At 61.0% G+C, this 18512-nt stretch carries 12 protein-coding genes; 7 read left to right on the forward strand and 5 right to left on the reverse strand.

Translation table 11 applies throughout. The features are described 5' to 3' along the window. Positions 1 to 212: 212 nt before the first annotated feature. The 3 genes from AEQ63_RS12825 to AEQ63_RS12835 form a co-directional block, all read right to left on the reverse strand. The gene (locus AEQ63_RS12825) at positions 213 to 3887 is read right to left on the reverse strand and encodes a translocation/assembly module TamB domain-containing protein (RefSeq protein ID WP_064363643.1); all 3675 of its coding nucleotides are present in this window, start codon (positions 3885 to 3887) and stop codon (positions 213 to 215) included. Next, positions 3884 to 5611, reverse strand: coding sequence for an autotransporter assembly complex protein TamA (locus tag AEQ63_RS12830; RefSeq protein ID WP_064363644.1), 1728 nt, complete (start codon positions 5609 to 5611; stop codon positions 3884 to 3886). The genes AEQ63_RS12825 and AEQ63_RS12830 overlap by 4 nt, the downstream gene beginning before the upstream one ends. A 66-nt stretch (positions 5612 to 5677) precedes the next feature. After that, the gene (locus AEQ63_RS12835; protein WP_042609196.1) at positions 5678 to 6328 is read right to left on the reverse strand and encodes a GNAT family N-acetyltransferase; all 651 of its coding nucleotides are present in this window, start codon (positions 6326 to 6328) and stop codon (positions 5678 to 5680) included. A gap of 297 nt (positions 6329 to 6625) precedes the next feature. Between AEQ63_RS12835 and xthA the strand changes: the two genes are divergently transcribed. Continuing rightward, complete coding sequence (gene xthA, locus AEQ63_RS12840; protein WP_064363645.1) at positions 6626 to 7438, forward strand: exodeoxyribonuclease III; 813 nt, start codon at positions 6626 to 6628, stop codon at positions 7436 to 7438. Between the two features lie 153 nt (positions 7439 to 7591). Next, complete coding sequence (locus AEQ63_RS12845; protein ID WP_064363646.1) at positions 7592 to 8926, forward strand: substrate-binding domain-containing protein; 1335 nt, start codon at positions 7592 to 7594, stop codon at positions 8924 to 8926. Positions 8927 to 9047: 121 nt separating this feature from the next. On the opposite strand, the gene AEQ63_RS12850 is transcribed toward AEQ63_RS12845, so the two are convergent. Further along, the gene (locus tag AEQ63_RS12850) at positions 9048 to 10277 is read right to left on the reverse strand and encodes an acyl-CoA dehydrogenase (protein WP_042609193.1); all 1230 of its coding nucleotides are present in this window, start codon (positions 10275 to 10277) and stop codon (positions 9048 to 9050) included. A 171-nt stretch (positions 10278 to 10448) separates the two neighbouring features. Between AEQ63_RS12850 and AEQ63_RS12855 the strand changes: the two genes are divergently transcribed. From AEQ63_RS12855 to AEQ63_RS12865, 3 genes are all read left to right on the forward strand, one after another. Further along, positions 10449 to 11384: a LysR family transcriptional regulator gene (locus AEQ63_RS12855; protein WP_064363647.1), complete on the forward strand. Its 936-nt coding sequence runs from the start codon at positions 10449 to 10451 to the stop codon at positions 11382 to 11384. A gap of 150 nt (positions 11385 to 11534) precedes the next feature. Further along, on the forward strand, positions 11535 to 11930 hold the full coding sequence (locus AEQ63_RS12860) for a MerR family transcriptional regulator (protein ID WP_042609191.1): 396 nt from the start codon (positions 11535 to 11537) through the stop codon (positions 11928 to 11930). A gap of 151 nt (positions 11931 to 12081) precedes the next feature. Continuing rightward, a complete protein-coding gene (locus tag AEQ63_RS12865; protein WP_064363648.1) occupies positions 12082 to 12981 on the forward strand; it encodes a hydroxymethylglutaryl-CoA lyase in 900 nt (299 codons plus the stop codon). Between the two features lie 653 nt (positions 12982 to 13634). Here the strand turns inward: AEQ63_RS12865 and AEQ63_RS12870 are convergent. Beyond that, entirely contained in the window at positions 13635 to 15332 is a 1698-nt protein-coding gene (locus tag AEQ63_RS12870; protein ID WP_064363649.1) for an AMP-binding protein, read from the reverse strand. 291 nt (positions 15333 to 15623) lie between these two features. Between AEQ63_RS12870 and AEQ63_RS12875 the strand changes: the two genes are divergently transcribed. Together AEQ63_RS12875 and AEQ63_RS12880 are read left to right on the forward strand one after the other, a co-directional pair. Then, positions 15624 to 16787 (forward strand): isovaleryl-CoA dehydrogenase, encoded by a 1164-nt coding sequence (locus AEQ63_RS12875; RefSeq protein WP_016775311.1) that lies wholly within the window; start codon positions 15624 to 15626, stop codon positions 16785 to 16787. Between the two features lie 107 nt (positions 16788 to 16894). Beyond that, positions 16895 to 18499, forward strand: a complete 1605-nt coding sequence (locus AEQ63_RS12880) for a carboxyl transferase domain-containing protein (RefSeq protein ID WP_064363650.1) — start codon at positions 16895 to 16897, stop codon at positions 18497 to 18499. Positions 18500 to 18512: the final 13 nt, after the last annotated feature.

Here is an 18512-nt window from a genome sequence, read left to right on the forward strand (position 1 = left end):
TAATTAGTTGCGTTTTATCGATGCAGAGGCGCTGGAATGCATTCCCCTGTAGGAGTGAGCCTGCTCGCGATGGCGTCCTTTCATCCACCATCAATGGCGCGGCTGATGGCCTCATCGCGAGCAGGCTCACTCCCGCAGGGGGGAACGCATTCCAACTGTGGGAGCGAGCCTGCTCGCGAAGGGTGCGACTCGGTTGAATGAGCAGATGCGCTCTAGAAATCCCGCTTGTAGAAAATATCCAGCGAACTCGCGACGCCGCTTGCCGCTTCGACGTACACCTTCTTGCTCAGCTTGTAGCGCAAGGCGATGGTGCTGGCCGGTTCGAAGACGCCGACGCCGTAGCGCAGGCTGAGTTTCTCGGAAATGTTGCCGCTGGCGACGACGCTGGTGTCGTTGCCGCTGCCCTGGGTGTCGAGCTGGAAATCCTCGATGCCCAGATCCTTGGCCAGCCCACTGGTGACCCCGGCGCTGCCCATCAGACCGAGGCCCAGTGCGGCTTGGGCGAGCATGTTGTTGTCTTCGCCGCTGGTGCTCAGCGGACGGCCCAGCACCAGGTACGACAGCGCCTGTTCCTGGCTCATCGCCGGTTCGGAAAAGATCTGCGTGGTCGGCTGTTCGGCGCTGCCGCTCAGGCGAATGCCGGCGATGACGTCGTCGGTCTGGCGGATCGCTTCGATGTCCAGATACGGCTGGTCGATGGGGCCGGCGAACAACAGACGCGCACGCCGTACCGTGAGGCGCTGGCCATAGGCGCGATAGCGGCCGTCGTTGAGCCAGAGTTCGCCACGGGTGTCCATGTTGTCGCCGATGTGCACCTGGCCTTGCAGATTGGCGGTCAGGCCGAAACCGGCGAAGCTCAGCTTCTCCTGACCGACGATCACATCGATGTCCATTTTCATCGCGATCGGCGGTTTGCCCTCCTCGGTCTGCGCGCCAACGATGATGGTGTCGTCGGAGACTTTCACCGTTGATGGTGGCAGCTCGCGCACGGTGATTTCGCCTTTGGGCACCAGCACCTTGCCCGCAACTTTCAGCTCATCGCCGGCCATGGAAATCTTCAGATCCGGGGCCATTTCGAGTTTGGCGTAGGGTTCGACGCTGACGGGCAATTGCGTGCCCTTGAGCGCCAGATCGACCACCAGCGCCTGGCCCCAGGCGACGTTGCCGTTGAGGCTGCCCCGGCCGGTCTTGCCGCTGTTCCAGCCGCCGTCCAGACGCACCGATTCGCCGGCAATCGCCGCGGTCAGTTGCAGGTTCTGCAGCTCCATCGGCAGTTCAGCGCCGGACACTTCGCCGTCGCTGAGCTGCACGGTGCCATTGACCAGCGGCGCGAGCAGGCCGCCGGAGAGCGTGCCGCTGCCGTTGAGCCGGCCGGTGAGTTTTTCCACCATCGGCACAAACGGCCGCGCCACCGACAAATCGAGCCCGGAGAGGCGGAACGAGCCACTCAGCGGTTTGTTTTTCGGCAATGGATTGAGCTGCGCCTGCACCATCAACTCACCAAGTTTGCCGCCGACGAAGTTGAGCTCGGTGTCGACGCGCTTGGGCGTGAGTTTGCTGCTGAGCTTGAGCGTCTGGTACGGAAAATCCAGCCACTGATCCTTGTCGCGCACGCGCAGGGTGCCGCCGCTGGCATCGACACTGACCACGCCGTTCGGGCCGCTGGCCGGCAGGTCCAGTTGCAGATCGGCATTGAGCCGGCCCTGCCAGGCGAAGTCCTTGGGCAGCCATTGCGCGAGGCTTTCGATCGGGAATTGCTTGAGGTGGTAGCGCAGCTTCGGCTCGGGCATCAGGCGCTGGTCTTCACCACACAGGCTCGCATTGCCGGACAGCCAGCAATGCGCGCCGAAATTGATCTGGCCGTCCGCCAGGCGCTCCAGTCTCGCCGGGTTTTGCAGTTTCCAGTCCTGGCCACCGGCCTGAATATCGCCGCTGGCCAAGCGACCGCGCCAGTTGCCCTTGTCCAGATTGCCGTCCAGTCCCAGCGCCAGTTTCAGCTTGGGTCCGAGCAGATCGAGGCTGAGTTTCTGACTCTTGATGTCGCCCTGAGCACTGGCGGTCAGGGTGCCCAGGGAGGTGTCGCCGGTCTGAATGCCGCTGCCTTTGAGATTGATTTTCGCTCGTTGCGCACTGTCGAGGGTGGCGTCGAGGTTGAGGCTTTGCAGGCGATTGTCCTGAAAGGCCAGTTGCGAACCTTGCAGATCGAGCTTGCCCTGTGGCGCCTTCAGCGTTCCAGCGACGTTGACCTGACCGTTGACCTGCCCGCGCAATTGCGGCCATAGCTGCGCGAGACGCGGCAGCTTGATATCGATCTGCCCGCCGAGCTTGTCCTGCAGGCTGCCCTTGCCGCTGATGCTGTTATCGCCGAGGCGGATTTGCAGGGCATTGAGGTTCCACCGCTCGCCCGCGCCGTCAGCCTTGGCTTGCAGAATCGCCGGTTGGCCGCGCAGTTTGCCTTTGAGGTCGAGGTCGGCGCTGAGGCTCAGTCGCTCATTCTTCATCTCGCCTTTGCTCTTCAACGGCCCGGCCAGGGTGCCCGGCAGTTCCGCGACCCAGTACGCCGGGTTGAGCGCCGACAGATCCAGCGCGGTATCCCAGGCGATGCCGTCGGCGAAGCGCACATTGACGTGCCCTTCGGCCCTGCCCTGCCCGGCCTGCATGACCAGTTGCGGCAAGGCGATCTGTTCGAGGCTGCCGCTGAACGGACTGCTCAGGGTGAACGCCCCGGCCGGGCCATCGAGTGCGGCAGCGAAATTGCCGAGGTACTGACCGTCGGTGTAGGACACTTCGCCGGTGAAGGTACGCAAGGCGACTTGTGGCTCGTCGATTTCTGGATAGAGGCGATGCCACGGGAAGTCTTGCCAGTTGATGTTGGCCTGGGCGCTGAGGCCTTTGCTCCAGTCGACATTGCCGGTGAGCTTGAGGCTTTGCTTGTCGCTGGCGTTGAGATCGAGCCCGGCGATTTGCGCGCCGCTGGCGTCGACCTTGCCTTTGAGCAGCAACGCCACCGGCGATTTTTCCGCGGGCAGCGTGGCGTTGCCGAGCAGTTGATAACCGTTTTTCAGGTCGCCTTCGCCGGTCAATACCAACTGGTTGAATTGCAGGGTGTCCGGCAGATCGGCGCTCGGTTTGAACGCGTCGCTGGTGATGCGCAACCTGGCCGGGAGGTTTTCCGCCAGCGCTTGCAGCTCGCCGCTCAATTGGCCGTCGAGGTAGCCACGGCTGTCGGCGTGCAGGTTGAGGGTTTTCAGCAGATCGCCGTCGACTTTCAGTGCCAGGGTCCACGGTTCGCTGCCGGGCGCGGGCAAGGTCAGATCGCCCTGAATGTTCAACGGCCAGTTACCGCTCGGTTGCAGCAGGCCGGACAGGTTCAGGCTGAGTTCGTCACGCTGCAATTTCACGCTGTCGATCTGCAGACCCTGAGTGGTCCAGTGCGCCGCCAGTTGCAAGCCCTTGAGCTGTTCGCTGCCGTTGAACAACAGGCTGCCGACCTCGACATCGCCGAGTTCAATGGCCAGTGGCAATTGCAGATCGGGCAGTTTGATCGGGCCGCTCTCGGTGGTTTCTTCGCTCGGCGGGAATTGCAGAATCACCTGATCGGCCTTGAGCTGATCGATGCACAAGGTCATGCGCGTCAGGCACAGCGGCGACCAGGCAAAGATCGCCCTGTTCAGCTCGACGCGGCTTGTGTCCTGCTGCCACACCAAATGATCGGCGCTCCATTGGCCACCGAGGCGACCCTGGAAATTCTCCACGCTCAAACCCGGCACCAGGCCCAGCGCCCAGCGGCTGCCCGCCTGCGTACCGAGCAGCGCGGCGAGGCTCAAGACGATCAATAAAACCAGCGCCAACAACGTCAGCGCCGTAATTTTCAAACCACGCTTCACAGCTCAGGCCCCATGGAAAAGTGCAGCCGGATGCCGCCGTCGTCGTCCAGCGCATGAGCGAGGTCTAGGCGGATCGGCCCGACCGGCGAGACCCAGCGCACACCTACGCCGACCCCGGTCTTGAGGTCGGGCAGTTCGAGTTTGTTGAAAGAGTTGCCCTGGTCGACGAAGGTCGCGACCCGCCATTTCTCAGCGATCGAATATTGATATTCGACGCTGCCGGCAATCATGTAGCGGCCACCGATGCGGTCGCCGTCGGAGTTTTTCGGCGACAGGCTCTGGTAGTCGTAACCGCGCACGCTCTGATCGCCACCGGCAAAGAAACGCAGCGACGGCGGGATCGAGTTGTAGCCATTGGTGGCGCTGCCGCCAACCTGCACGCGGCCCAGCAAGCGGTGCTTGTCGAAAACAGTGGTCAGGCCTTTGACCTGCGCGGTGCCATATAAGAGGTTGTTGTCCGAACCGAGGCCTTCCTTCGCCACTTTGCTTTCGAAGCTCAGGCGGTAGCCGTTGCGCGGGTCGATGCGGTTGTCGCTTTTGAGGTAGGAATAACTGATGCCGGGCATGAGCAACGTGCTCAGGCCGGAGTCGTCGCCGAGTTCGTATTCCTCGCGCTGCCACTTCAGCGAGATCACCCGCTGCCAGCCGCTGGGCAACTTGCTGTGCCATTCCGGGCCGAAAGTCAGCAGTTTGCTCAGGGTGTCGGAGCCTTCGATGTCTTCGAACTGATAGCCGCCGGCCCAGCGCAGTTTGTCGGTCAATGGCGGGTCGAGCGGGATGTCATAGAACAGCCCGACGTTCTGCCGGGGCGCCGAGAGTTCGGCCTCCCAGCCATAACTGTCGCCCTGGGGATTGACCCAGTGACGCGTCCAGTTGGCCTTGATGCGTGGCCCGACGTCGGTCGAGTAACCGAGACCCAGGCCCATGGTGCGCGGCTTGCGCGTGTCGAGTTTGACCTCGACCGGAATCACCTGATTCTTCGCCGCCGTCGGTGCGGCGTCGACGCGCACGCCTTCGAAGTAACCGCTCGATTGCAGGTCGCGATTGAGTTCGGCGATCAGTTCGGAGTCGTAGGGCTCGCCTGCCTTGAACGGCACCATGCGTTGCAGCAGGTCTTCGTCGAAGGGCGTGTCGCCCTCAAAACTGACTTTGCCCAGCGCATAGCGCGGGCCGCTGTCGTAGATCAATTCGATATCGGCGACACCCGCGCGCGGATCGACCATGAGCTTCTGGCGGGTGAAATGGCCGCTGAAGTAACCGAAGCGCGAGGCCTGATTCTGGATGACCCGTTTGGCGTCTTCGTAGCGGCCATGATTGAGCACTGCCCCGGATTTGAGCAGGTCGCTTTTCGGTACGCGGAAGGATTTCAGCGAGGCCGCCGGGCCGTCGACGCGCACGGTGACATTGCGCAGGCGAATCGGCTCGCCGGGATCGATGTTCAGCACCAGACGCGGTTTCTCCCCGCCCTTGACGTCGCTGTCGATCTGCGGCTGGTAGTAGCCCAGCGCCTGAGCGGCTTTGCGCGCCTGCTCTTCGGCACCGCGACTGAAGCGCAGCAAGGCTTCTTCGTCGCGATCGCCGAGGCTGCCGATATAGCCTTCTATATTGGCCTTGAGTTCATCGTTGGACGGCTTGATCCGTACATCCAATTCACTTTGCGCCAGCGCCGCGCAGCTGGATAACAGCATCAGCACGCCGCTGGTAAATCTTCGTGGAAACTTCATAGGCGCGGATGCTATCACGGGCTCGGGAGCCTGATAGAACAGGTAATTTGTGAAGAAGTTCGATCATTATCCCGTGGCTGTTTGTAACACCTGCGGATTGGCGTGGAAAAATACGTGTTCACGCACTGGTCCGACGGCAACCTCGCCGATCTCCTGATAACCCTGCCTTTTATAGAATTCCAGGTAGCGCGGGTTGCCAGTGTCGAGCACCACACCTTGCGAGGTTTCATCGACCGCGCACCAGTTGTGCACGGCAGTGAGCAACTGTTCGCCGTAGTGCTTGCCCTGAAACTGCGGATGCACGCCGAGCAGCGGCAGCATGTGCACGGAGTCGCCAGGCACGCACGCGGCGACGGCATCGTGATATTCCAGATAACGCCGGGTGCAGCGAAACCCGGTGCTGAGCACCATGCGCAAGCGCCATGCCCAGCTTTCCGTCACCCCCAGACGCCGTTGCGGCGGCGCGATCAGGGCGATGCCGATCAGGCGATCGTTGACCAACAGGCCGATCGCCGGTAGGTCCTGGAGGAAATGCTGTTTGACCAGCTCACGCACCGTGGCCCGCACCCGTTGTTCGTAGCCGGGACGCTCGGCTTCGAACAGGTAGCCGAAGGTCGGCTCGTGGCGATAGGCCTGATACAGCAGAGAGCGGGCCTCGCGCGAATAGCCGCGGTCGAGCATGTGGATGGCGGCGCTGGCGAACTGGGTTTCAGGCATGGCAATGATTCTCCCCGGGGCGCGCTCGGAGGCTGGCGCGCTTGTTGGTACGAACCTTTTGACGGTGGCGTGGTTCCCTCACAGGTTAGACCAGCCCTGGATCTTCATCGAATGTGAGGGCGCTATCGCGAGCAGGCTCACTCCTACAGGGGAACGCATTCCAAAATGCAGGAGTGAGCCTGCTCGCGATAGCGTCATCACTAACAACTTAAATCCCACAGGCCAAAATGATTTCTCCCACACTGGCCCATCTCCCCCATGTCAGCTAGCATCGCCCTTTTGCCAGGACTGCCGACCATGAAGATCGTTTCCTTCAACATCAACGGACTGCGTGCCCGTCCGCATCAGCTGGCAGCGCTGATCGAAAAACATCAGCCCGACGTGATCGGCCTGCAGGAAACCAAGGTTCACGACGACCAGTTCCCCCTCGAAGAGATCCGCGCCCTCGGCTATCACGTGCATTTTCATGGCCAGAAAGGTCATTACGGTGTCGCCCTGCTTTCGCGCAACGAGCCGATCGCCATTCATAAAGGCTTCGCCACCGACGAAGAAGATGCGCAGCGGCGCTTTATCTGGGGCACTTTCGCCGATGCCAACGGCGTGCCGGTGACAATCATGAACGGCTATTTCCCACAGGGTGAAAGCCGCGACCACCCGACCAAATTCCCTGCCAAGCAGCGTTTCTACAGTGATTTGCAAGCGCTGCTGGAGAGCCAGTTCCACAACGAGCAGCCACTGGTGGTGATGGGCGATGTGAATATTTCCCCGGAAGACTGCGACATCGGCATCGGCCCGGACAACATGAAACGCTGGCTGAAAACCGGCAAATGCAGCTTCCTGCCGGAAGAGCGCGAGTGGATGGCGCGCCTGAAAAACTGGGGCCTGACTGACAGCTATCGCCACCTGAACCCCGACGTAACCGACATGTTCAGCTGGTTCGATTACCGCAGCCGTGGTTTTGAAGACGAGCCCAAGCGCGGCCTGCGCATTGACGTGATTCTGGCTTCCCATGGTTTGCTGCCACGGGTCAAGGATGCCGGTGTGGACTACGAACTGCGCGGTATGGAAAAGCCCTCGGACCATGCGCCGATCTGGCTTGAACTGAGCTAAAAGCAAAAGATCGCAGACTTCGGCAGCTCCTACATCTGGAATGCATTCCCCTGTAGGAGCTGCCGAAGGCTGCGATCTTTTGATCTGTCATATTTCGGTCACGCGCCTGACTTAATCTCCCCGGCAATCCCCTTGGCTTGATTCGGTGCCGGCATGACCCTGCGTGTTCTCTGCGTTTTCCTGTTGAGTGGCTGGCTGTCGGTCTACGCCGCCGTCCTGCCGATCCCCGAAAACGGCCCGGCGCTGCGCATTCAGGGTTCCAACACTATCGGCGCCGAGCTCGGCCCGGCGTTGGTCGAAGGCCTGTTGCAGGAACAAGGCCTGCTGAAAATCCATCGTGAAACCCCGGATACCGCCAACGAACAGCGCATCGTCGGCCAGACTGCGCAGGGGCAACGCGTGGTCATCGAAGTCGCCGCCCACGGTTCCAGCACCGGTTTCGCTGCGCTGAAAAACACCAGCGCCGATCTCGCCGCTTCTTCCCGGGAGATCAAGGACAGCGAGCTGCTCGCCCTGCAAACCCTCGGCGATCTGAAAAGCCCGGCGGCCGAGCAAGTCATTGCCATCGACGGCTTGGCCATCATCCTCAACCCGGCCAATCCGCTACAGCAGCTGGATACCGACCAACTGGCGCGGATTTTTGCCGGCGAAGTGAAAACCTGGGAAGAGCTCGGTGGCCGTGGCGGCGCCATACATCTATATGCGCGGGATGATCAGTCGGGGACCTACGACACATTCAAGGAACTGGTCCTGAGTCGGCGTGGGAAAAGTCTCAGCAGCACGGCGAAACGTTTCGAATCCAGCGAGCAGTTGTCCGATGCGGTCAGCGCTGATCCGCAAGGCATCGGCTTCATCGGCTTGCCTTACGTGCGTCAGGCCAAAGCCGTGGCGATTGCCGACGGCGCCTCGCAAGCGATGCTGCCGCTGAACAGTCTGATCGCCACCGAAGATTATCCGCTGTCGCGGCGCCTGTTCTTTTATCTGCCGCCGGACACCCGCAATCCTTGGGCGCAGGCCCTGGCCACGTTCGCGCAGAGCCCACAGGGTCAGGCAATCGTCGCCGCCAGCGGTTTTGTCAGCCAGACCGTGCAGGCCATGAGCGTGGCGCCGAATGCGCTGATGCCCGAGGGCTACCAATCCCTCAGCCGACATGCCCAGCGTCTGACAGTGAATTTCCGGTTTGCCGAGGGCAGCGCCGGCCTGGACAACAAGGCGCGGCAGGATCTGGCGCGAGTGCTCGACTATATAAAGCGCAATGGCAAGACCGAGCGCGCGGTGACTCTGGTGGGTTTTGGTGACCTCAAGGATGACCCGGCCCGGGCCGATCTGCTGTCGAAGCTGCGGGCGATGGCGGTGCGCCGCGAGCTGGTCAGGAACGGCGTGGTCATGCGCGAAGTGCGCGGCTTCGGCGCGCTGATGCCGGTGGCGACCAACAGTGCGGATGAAGGAAGGATCAAGAATCGGCGGGTTGAGGTTTGGGTGTATTGACCCTGATGTTGATGTACTGAATGTTCAGGCCCTTTCGCGAGCAGGCTCGCTTCCACATTGGATCTGTGGCGGTCACAAATCCTGTGGGAGCGAGCCTGCTCGCGAATTAGGCGACGCGGTGTTACTGACCGCTACGCAACATTTCCTTCGGCACATATTTGCCGATCTCGAACTTGCCGATCGCCGCGCGGTGCACTTCGTCGGGGCCGTCGGCCAGGCGCAAGGTGCGTTGCATGGCGTACATATAAGCCAGCGGGAAATCGTTCGACACCCCGGCGCCGCCGTGCATCTGGATCGCCCGGTCGATCACCCGCAAGGCGACGTTCGGCGCCACAACCTTGATCTGCGCGATCTCGCTCTTCGCCACCTTGTTACCGACAGTGTCCATCATGTACGCCGCTTTCAACGTCAGCAGGCGGGCCATGTCGATCTCCATCCGCGAGTCGGCGATCTTGTCGATATTGCCGCCCAGACGCGCCAGCGGTTTGCCGAACGCGGTGCGGCTTACCGAGCGTTTGCACATCAGTTCCAGTGCCCGCTCAGCCATGCCGATCGAGCGCATGCAGTGGTGAATGCGTCCTGGGCCAAGGCGGCCCTGGGCGATTTCGAAGCCGCGTCCTTCACCGAGCAGGACGTTTTCGTACGGCACCCGCACGTTATCGAACAGCACTTCGGCGTGGCCGTGCGGCGCATCGTCGTAACCGAACACCGGCAGCGGCCGGACGATCTTCACCCCAGGGGTGTCGACCGGCACGAGGATCATCGAGTGCTGGGCGTGACGCGGCGCGTCGGGGTTGCTCAGGCCCATGAAGATCAGAATCTTGCAGCGTGGATCGCAGGCGCCGGAGGTCCACCATTTCTTGCCGTTGATTACCCACTGATCGCCATCGCGCACGGCGCTGGCGGCCATGTTGGTCGCATCGGAGGACGCCACGTCAGGTTCGGTCATGGCGAACGCCGAACGGATCTCGCCGCGCAGCAGCGGTTCGAGCCAGCGTTGTTTCTGTTCTTCATTGGCGTAACGCACCAGCACTTCCATGTTGCCGGTATCCGGGGCCGAGCAGTTGAACGGCTCCGGCCCCAGCAGGGAACGGCCCATGATTTCCGCCAGCGGCGCGTATTCGAGGTTGCTCAGGCCGGCACCCAGTTCGGACTCGGGCAGAAACAGATTCCACAGCCCTTCCGCCTTGGCCTTGGCCTTGAGCTCTTCCATGATCGCGGTCGGCTGCCAGCGATCGCCCTCGGCGACCTGGCGCTCGAACACCGCTTCGGCCGGGTAAACGTAAGTGTCCATGAACGCAGTCACGCGCTCACGCAGTTCTTGCACCTTGGGCGAATAAGCGAAATCCATGGGTAGTTACCTTCTCGGGCAGAGGTTGTTCAAGTCATGCAATCGATGCTAGAACAGCACTGATAATTTACCTAGCCTATTCTCGGCGTGTATAAACATTCATCACCGATATATGATCGGCTGATCCTGAGCCCCAAAACACTTGCACTTAATAACAAGAGAAGCCGCGTTATGAACCTGAGCAAGGTCGACCTCAACCTTTTCATCGTCTTCGACGCGATCTACACCGAAGCCAACCTGACCCGCGCCGGGCAGATTGTCGGCATCACCCAACCGGCGGTGTCCAACGCCCTGGCCCGGCTGCGCGAGACCTTCAACGACCCGCTCTTCGTGCGTACTGCCCAAGGCATGGTGCCAACGCCGATGGCGCAGAACATCATCGGCCCGGTGCGTAATGCCCTGTCGCTGCTGCGTGTGTCGGTGCAGGAAAGCCGCATCTTCAACCCGGCGCAGGCAGTCAAGACTTATCGCATCAGCATGACCGACCTCACGGAAGCAATCATTTTGCCGCCGTTGTTCCAGCGTCTGCGCCGCCTGGCGCCGACGGTGATCATCGAAAGCTTTCTGTCGAAACGCCGGGAAACCACCAAGGAACTGGCGGCCGGGCGCCTGGATTTCGCCGTGGATGCGCCGCTCAATACCGACCCGCAGGTGCGCCACGTCAAGCTGATGGACGACCGTTACGTCTGCGCCATGCGCAAGGGCCATCCGATGGCAGGGAAGGAAAAACTCAGCCTTGATGATTATCTGTCGCTGACCCACATCCATATCTCCAGCCGCCGCAGCGGTCTGGGTTATGTCGATCTGGCGCTGGGCAAAATGGGCATCCAGCGCAAGATCGCCCTGCGCTCGCAGCACTATCTGATGGCCTCGCAGGTGATGCAGCAGACCGACATGGTCATGACCGTGCCGGAACGCTTCGCCCGTCGTCATGACTTGCAGGCGTTCAATTTGCCGGTGAATGATGTGCCGTCGGTGGAAACGCATTTGTACTGGCACGAAAGCACCGACCAGGACCCGGCCAACCGCTGGATGCGTGAGCAGATGATCGAGTTGTGCCAGCAAGTGACGGCGCAGGAGAAGAAGCTGGATAAGCAGGCGGTTTGAGGCAAATCAGAAGATCGCAGCCTTCGGCAGCTCCTACATTTGGAATGCATTCCCCTGTAGGAGCTGCCGAAGGCTGCGATCTTTTTCTTGCTTGACGTAAACGTAAACCACCGATTAGCTTAGCGCCATGCCCCTTTTCCGAGCGCTTTCATGAGCAGTCAGACCTACAGCATTTCCGACCTCGCCCGCGAGCTGGACATCACCACCCGGGCGATCCGCTTTTATGAAGAGCAAGGCCTGCTCAGCCCCGAGCGTCGTGGCCAGGAACGCATTTACTCACCACGGGACAAGGTCACGCTGAAGCTGATCCTGCGCGGCAAGCGCATCGGCTTTTCCCTCGCCGAATGCCGCGAGCTGATCGAGCTCTACGACCCGTCCAGCGGTAACACCCGACAGCTCAACAGCATGCTGGCGAAAATCAGCGAACGCCGCGAACAGCTCGAGCAGCAGTTGCTGGATATCGAACAGATGAAACTCGAGCTTGATACCGCCGAAGAACGCTGCGTGCAGGCGCTGGAGCAGACGCTTAAAAGCCAGGCGGTCTAGCAAACACTACATCCCCCCTGTAGGAGTGAGCCTGCTCGCGATAGCGGTGTATCAGAAAAAAATATGGCGACTGACACTCCGCTATCGCGAGCAGGCTCACTCCTACAAAGGGTTCTTCGTGAACTCAAAAAAAAACAGGCAGGTCCCGCCCATGTCCCTCCCCTCCCAAGTACGCCTGATTGAAGTCGGCCCGCGCGATGGCCTGCAGAACGAAGCCCAACCGATCAGCGTGGCTGACAAGGTGCAACTGGTCGATGCACTGAGCGCCGCCGGGCTCGGCTATATCGAAGTCGGCAGTTTCGTTTCGCCCAAGTGGGTGCCGCAGATGGCCGGTTCCGCCGAGGTGTTCGCGCAGATTCAACGCAAGCCCGGCGTGACTTATGGCGCGCTGGCGCCGAATCTGCGCGGTTTTGAAGACGCGATTGCCGCCGGGGTCAAGGAAGTCGCGGTGTTCGCTGCGGCCTCCGAGGCGTTCTCGCAGCGCAATATCAATTGTTCGATCAGCGAGAGCCTGGCGCGCTTTGCGCCGATCATGGAGGCGGCGAAACAACACGGCGTTACTGTGCGCGGTTACGTTTCCTGTGTGCTGGGTTGTCCGTATGAAGGCACGGTCGCGCCGGAGCAAGTGGCGATGGTCGCCCGTGAGCTGTACGCGATGGGCTGCTACGAAGTGTCGCTGGGCGACACCATCGGCACCGGTACGGCGGGCGCGACCCGGCGCCTGTTCGAGGTGGTCTCGGCGCAGGTGCCCCGGGACAAACTGGCCGGGCATTTCCACGACACCTACGGCCAGGCCATGGCCAACATCTACGCCAGCCTGCTCGAAGGCATTGCGGTGTTCGACAGCTCTATCGCCGGCCTCGGCGGCTGCCCGTACGCCAAAGGCGCAAGCGGTAACGTCGCCACCGAAGACGTGGTGTACCTGCTCAACGGCTTGGGCATCGAGACCGGTATCGACCTGGACGCCTTGATCGCCGCGGGCCAGCAGATCAGCGCAGTGCTCGGCCGCCCGACCGGTTCGCGAGTGGCGAAGGCACGCAGCGCCCAGTGAGGTGTTACCGCTGGGTCAGTGATGTGGGCAAAAGCGAGTAACACGGAAACAAATTGTCTGGCTTTGCCCAAGGCTGAAAACCTCTGAAAGTCGTAACCATTTGATCTACAAAGCTTTTCAAAAGTTGGCACGACACCTGCTATCTCTATCGCATAACAAGAATAAAAAGCCGCAAACCAATAAAAACAAGACGAAACGACTCTGACATAACAAGAACAACACGGCAGAGACGCAGCTAACAGATTTTTTTGGAGAAGGTGTGCTTTTCAGGGTGCTCTCAGGAGTGACCCGCAACCGGGCAGAGAACAATAAAACTACCTTCAGGTAGCTCCCGAATCGGTTGGATCGTTTGACGAGAAAGCAGATCAGCGCTCAAAAAAATACGTTTGCTCTTGACCCCGGATGGGGGTCGCCAAAAGCTGTACAGGGCCACGGTTGCCAAAAACAACAACAGACCGACCCTCAATAATAAAAAGAGCACGCAACGACAAATTAAAGGGGAGCCTCGGCTCCCCTTTGTGCTTTCTGCAATTCCTGAATTCACCCGATCCCCTGTAGGAGTGAGCCTGCTCGCGATAGCGTCATATCAGCCGATGCAAATATTGACTGATACACCGCTATCGCGAGCAGGCTCACTCCTACAGGGATTTGTGTCAGGCGTTATTGATGCGCAGCTCTTCGATACTGATCTCACGCATCCTGAATTTCTGGATCTTCCCCGTCACTGTCATCGGAAACGCGTCGACGAACTTGAAGTAACGCGGTGTCTTGAAGTGCGCAATCCGCGCTTTGCACCAGGTTTGCAGCTCCAGTTCAGAGGCGCTGTGGCCGGGGTGGAATTTGATCCAGGCGACGATCTCTTCACCGTAGCGCGGGCACGGAATGCCGATCACCTGCACATCCGCTACCGCCGGATGGGTGAAGAAGAATTCTTCCAGCTCTCGGGGATAAACGTTCTCGCCGCCACGAATGATCATGTCTTTGTTACGCCCGGCGATGTTGACGTAACCCTCCTCGTTCATGCTCGCCAGGTCGCCGGTGTGCATCCACCCCGCCTCATCGATGGCTTCCGCCGTGGCCTGCGGGTTATTCCAATAGCCGAGCATCACGCTGTAACCGCGGGTGCACAATTCGCCGATGGTGCCGCGTGGCACGACGTTGCCTGCGTCGTCGATGATCTTGCTTTCCAGCTGTGGCTGAGTGCGCCCGACCGTGGTGACGCGCAGCTCAAGCTCGTCGGCCGGCCCGGTCTGCAACGACACCGGGCTGGTTTCGGTCATGCCGTAGGCGATCTGCACTTCGCTCATGTGCATTTCGCTGATCACTCGACGCATGACCTCGATCGGACAGGTCGCCCCGGCCATGATCCCCGTGCGCAGGCTCGTCAGGTCGAAAGCCTGCCGCTGCGGCTGATCGAGCATGGCGATGAACATGGTCGGCACACCGTACAGCGCCGTGGCTTTTTCTTCGGCCACCGCTTGCAGAGTCACCGCCGGATCAAAAGCGTCGCTGGGGTAAATCATCGTACTGCCATGGGTGACGCAGCCGAGGTTGCCCATGACCATGCCGAAGCAGTGATACAGCGGCACCGGGATCACCAGACGATCGGCAGACGTCAGCCCGAGGCTTTCGCCGACCATGTAGCCGTTGTTGAGAATGTTGTAGTGACTAAGGGTTGCGCCCTTGGGGAAACCGGTGGTGCCGGACGTGTACTGGATGTTCACCGGTTGATCGAAATGCAGGCTGGCGCTGCGCTCGGCCAGTTGATCAGGCGAGACGCTGGCAGCCAGCTCGCTGAGCTGCGACCACGGCAGAAAGCCAGCTGGCGGGTTTGCATCGAGGCTGATCACGCCGCGCAAATCCGGCAGACGTTCCCTGCGCAGGTGACCGATGGCGTGCTCGGCCAGCTCGGTCGCCAGGCCTTGAAGCATCTCATGGTAATTCGAGGTTTTGAACGCGCCCGCGCAGACCAGCCACTGACAGCCGGATTGCTTGAGCACGTATTCGAGTTCCGAGCTGCGATAGGCGGGATTGATGTTGACCAGGATCACTCCGATCTTCGCCGTGGCGAATTGGGTGACGCACCACTGCGCACAGTTCGGCGCCCAGATGCCGAGGCGATCACCGGTCTGCAAACCCAATGCGAGCAAAGCTCTGGCCTGCTCATCCACGGCGTCGGCCAGTTGTCGCCAGGAGTAACGCAACTGCTGGTGGCGCACCACCAGCGCCTCGCCATCCGGGTATTGCGCGACCGTTTGATCGAAGCGCTGACCGATGGTCAGCGCCAACAGGGCCTGGTGCTGAGAGCCACGGGTGTAGCTGCGCGGCGGGTTTGCAGTGGGTTGATCCATGACGAGCCCTATTGTCTTTATTTATGGGTAACGACGACCCTGTAGGAGTGAGCCTGCTCGCGATAGAGTCGTGTCAGCAAACGCAAATATTGACTGACACACTGCCATCGCGAGCAGGCTCACTCCTACAGAAAGCTCTGCGCTTTCTATCCTGAACTGTCCTTACTCTCGCGCAAGTTGACGCTTACGTAAAGCTGATTGACAGCCGAACTCGGGAAGCTTTACGTTAACGTAAAGCTGAGCGCCGATCTGACGTGCACTCCACCCGATAAAAAAGCCAAAAGGTGACCCATGAGCTATCCATCCCTGAATTTCGCCCTCGGTGAAACCATCGACATGCTGCGCGATCAGGTGCAGTCCTTCGTCGCCGATCAGATCGCCCCGCGTGCCGCGCAGATCGATCACGACAACCTGTTCCCGGCCGATATGTGGCGCAAATTCGGTGACATGGGTCTGCTCGGCATCACCGTGCCGGAAGAGTACGGCGGCGCGGGCCTGGGTTATCTGGCGCACGTGGTGGCGATGGAAGAAATCAGCCGTGGCTCGGCGTCGGTGGCGTTGTCCTACGGCGCGCACTCCAACCTCTGCGTCAACCAGATCAACCGCAACGGCAACCACGAACAGAAGAGCAAATACCTGCCGAAACTGATCAGCGGCGAGCACGTCGGCGCCCTCGCCATGAGCGAGCCCAATGCCGGTTCCGATGTGGTCTCGATGAAGCTGCGTGCCGACAAACGCGGCGACCGCTTCGTCCTCAACGGCAGCAAGACCTGGATCACCAACGGCCCTGACGCCAACACCTACGTGATCTACGCCAAGACCGATCTGGAAAAAGGCCCGCACGGCATTACTGCGTTCATCGTCGAGCGTGACTGGAAAGGCTTCAGCCGCAGCAACAAGTTCGACAAGCTGGGCATGCGCGGCTCCAATACCTGCGAGCTGTTTTTCGATGACGTCGAAGTGCCGGAAGAGAACATCCTCGGCGTGCTCAACGGCGGCGTGAAGGTGCTGATGAGCGGCCTCGATTATGAGCGCGTGGTGCTGTCGGGCGGCCCGACCGGGATCATGCAGTCGTGCATGGACCTGATCGTGCCGTACATCCACGACCGCAAGCAGTTCGGTCAGAGCATCGGCGAATTCCAGCTGATCCAGGGCAAAGTCGCCGATATGTACACCCAACTCAACGCCAGCCGCGCCTATCTGTACGCGGTTGCGCAGGCCTGCGAGCGCGGCGAAACCACGCGCAAGGATGCCGCTGGAGTGATTCTCTACACCGCCGAACGCGCCACACAAATGGCCCTCGACGCGATCCAGATTCTTGGCGGCAACGGCTACATCAACGAATTCCCCGCCGGCCGCCTGCTGCGCGACGCCAAGCTCTACGAAATCGGCGCCGGCACCAGCGAAATCCGCCGCATGCTGATCGGTCGCGAACTGTTCAACGAGACGAAATGAATTTCGTCAGTTGCAAGCCGCAAGTTACAAGCTGCAAGAGAACCGCGCTCTTGCCCCAACCTGCAGCTTGCCGCTTGTAGCTAGAAGCTGCTTACGGAGTAAGCCCCATGATCCTGCACACTCAGCTCAACCCGCGCTCCGCGGAGTTCGCCGTCAACAGCGCGGCGATGCTCAAACAGGTCGACGCGCTGCACACCCTGCTCGCTCAAGTAGCCCAGGGTGGCGGTGCCAAAGCCCAGGAACGCCACACCTCGCGCGGTAAATTGCTGCCGCGTGAGCGCATCAATCGCCTGCTCGATCCGGGCTCGCCGTTTCTGGAAATCAGCCAACTGGCCGCTCACGCCGTGTATGGCGAAGACGTCCCCGCCGCCGGGGTGATTGCCGGGATCGGTCGCGTCGAAGGCGTGGAATGCATGATCGTCGCCAACGATGCGACGGTGAAAGGCGGTTCGTACTACCCGCTCACAGTGAAGAAACACCTGCGTGCACAGACCATCGCCCAGCAGAATCGCCTGCCGTGCATTTATCTGGTGGACTCGGGCGGCGCCAACCTGCCGCGTCAGGACGAAGTGTTTCCGGATCGCGAGCACTTCGGGCGGATCTTTTTCAATCAGGCCAACATGAGCGCCATGGGCATCCCGCAGATCGCCGTGGTGATGGGCTCGTGCACCGCTGGCGGCGCGTATGTGCCAGCGATGGCGGACGAAGCGATCATGGTGCGCAACCAGGCGACGATCTTTCTCGCCGGCCCGCCGCTGGTGAAAGCTGCAACCGGTGAAGTGGTCAGCGCCGAGGATCTGGGCGGTGCCGATGTGCATTGCAAGACTTCCGGCGTGGCCGACCATTACGCCGAGAACGACGAACACGCCCTCGCCCTCGCCCGCCGCAGCGTCGCCAACCTCAACTGGCGCAAGCTCGGCGAGGTGCAGCAACGCACGCCGATTGCGCCGCTGTACGCCAGCGACGAGTTGTACGGCGTGGTTCCGGCTGACGCCAAGCAGCCATTCGATGTGCGCGAAGTGATCGCGCGACTGGTCGATGGCTCGGTGTTCGATGAATTCAAAGCGCTGTTTGGCACCACGCTGGTTTGCGGCTTCGCTCACTTGCACGGCTACCCGATCGCAATCCTGGCGAACAACGGCATTCTCTTCGCCGAAGCCGCGCAAAAAGGCGCGCACTTCATCGAACTGGCCTGCCAACGCGGTATTCCACTGCTGTTTCTGCAGAACATCACCGGCTTCATGGTCGGGCAGAAATACGAAGCCGGCGGCATTGCCAAGCACGGCGCGAAGCTGGTTACCGCAGTGGCCTGCGCCAAGGTGCCGAAATTCACCGTGATCATCGGCGGCAGCTTCGGGGCCGGCAACTACGGCATGTGCGGTCGCGCCTACGATCCGCGCTTTTTGTGGATGTGGCCGAACGCGCGGATCGGCGTGATGGGCGCCGAACAGGCTGCCGGCGTGCTGGTGCAGGTCAAACGCGAACAGGCCGAACGCAGCGGTCAGGCGTTCAGCGCCGAGCAGGAGGCCGAGATCAAGCAGCCGATTCTCGACCAGTACGAAGAGCAGGGTCACCCCTACTACTCCAGCGCGCGGTTGTGGGACGACGGCGTCATCGACCCGGCGCAGACCCGCGATGTGCTGGCCCTGGCCTTGTCCGCGTCGCTGAACGCGCCAATCGAACCGAGCCGCTTCGGCGTGTTCCGGATGTGATGGGGAGAACCTG

Source organism: Pseudomonas sp. RIT-PI-o, assembly GCF_001297215.1.
In the GTDB taxonomy this organism is placed as follows: domain Bacteria; phylum Pseudomonadota; class Gammaproteobacteria; order Pseudomonadales; family Pseudomonadaceae; genus Aquipseudomonas; species Aquipseudomonas moraviensis_A.

Excerpts from the sequence above, each read along its gene's own strand:
- AEQ63_RS12830 (WP_064363644.1), bottom strand. The coding sequence starts at position 5,611 with ATGAAGTTTCCACGAAGATTTACCAGCGGCGTGCTGATGCTGTTATCC.
- AEQ63_RS12835 (WP_042609196.1), bottom strand. The coding sequence starts at position 6,328 with ATGCCTGAAACCCAGTTCGCCAGCGCCGCCATCCACATGCTCGACCGC.
- xthA (WP_064363645.1), top strand. The coding sequence starts at position 6,626 with ATGAAGATCGTTTCCTTCAACATCAACGGACTGCGTGCCCGTCCGCAT.
- AEQ63_RS12845 (WP_064363646.1), top strand. The coding sequence starts at position 7,592 with ATGACCCTGCGTGTTCTCTGCGTTTTCCTGTTGAGTGGCTGGCTGTCG.
- AEQ63_RS12850 (WP_042609193.1), bottom strand. The coding sequence starts at position 10,277 with ATGGATTTCGCTTATTCGCCCAAGGTGCAAGAACTGCGTGAGCGCGTG.
- AEQ63_RS12855 (WP_064363647.1), top strand. The coding sequence starts at position 10,449 with ATGAACCTGAGCAAGGTCGACCTCAACCTTTTCATCGTCTTCGACGCG.
- AEQ63_RS12860 (WP_042609191.1), top strand. The coding sequence starts at position 11,535 with ATGAGCAGTCAGACCTACAGCATTTCCGACCTCGCCCGCGAGCTGGAC.
- AEQ63_RS12865 (WP_064363648.1), top strand. The coding sequence starts at position 12,082 with ATGTCCCTCCCCTCCCAAGTACGCCTGATTGAAGTCGGCCCGCGCGAT.
- AEQ63_RS12870 (WP_064363649.1), bottom strand. The coding sequence starts at position 15,332 with ATGGATCAACCCACTGCAAACCCGCCGCGCAGCTACACCCGTGGCTCT.
- AEQ63_RS12875 (WP_016775311.1), top strand. The coding sequence starts at position 15,624 with ATGAGCTATCCATCCCTGAATTTCGCCCTCGGTGAAACCATCGACATG.
- AEQ63_RS12880 (WP_064363650.1), top strand. The coding sequence starts at position 16,895 with ATGATCCTGCACACTCAGCTCAACCCGCGCTCCGCGGAGTTCGCCGTC.